The organism is Idiomarina sp. UBA4206 (assembly GCF_002383015.1).
GTDB classification, from domain to species: Bacteria; Pseudomonadota; Gammaproteobacteria; order Enterobacterales; family Alteromonadaceae; genus Idiomarina; species Idiomarina abyssalis.
Genome location: NZ_DFTS01000014.1, coordinates 101,726 through 102,006, shown reverse-complemented (window position 1 = coordinate 102,006; position 281 = coordinate 101,726). Strand labels below are relative to the sequence as shown.

Annotated in this window: 1 protein-coding gene; it reads right to left on the bottom strand. The window is 43.4% G+C overall.

Annotation, left to right across the window (positions count from 1 at the left end):
* Positions 1 to 281, bottom strand: a 281-nt coding sequence (locus tag B3180_RS03175) for a PEP/pyruvate-binding domain-containing protein (protein ID WP_286842986.1), incomplete at both ends; no start/stop codon positions are given.

The following is a 281-nucleotide window of genomic DNA, read 5'->3' as shown; positions in this document are numbered from 1 at the left end:
AAATCTTCAACTTCTTCATCGGTTATCGAGAAGGTCAGACTTTTCGACTTTTCGATGTCTTCAATTATTGTCTGCTTTCCATGCTCTCTGTCGTCAGAGAAAATCATCTGGATTTTTTTGCTGCCGAGCGTTCTACGCAGTACTGAAGGACGCCCTGCTTTTAACGTTGGCTTATGTACGTAGAATTCGTCCGGATTAACCGCGCCTTGTACGACCATCTCACCAAGACCGAAAGATGAGGTAATGAAAACAACATCGTCAAAGCCTGATTCAGTGTCAAT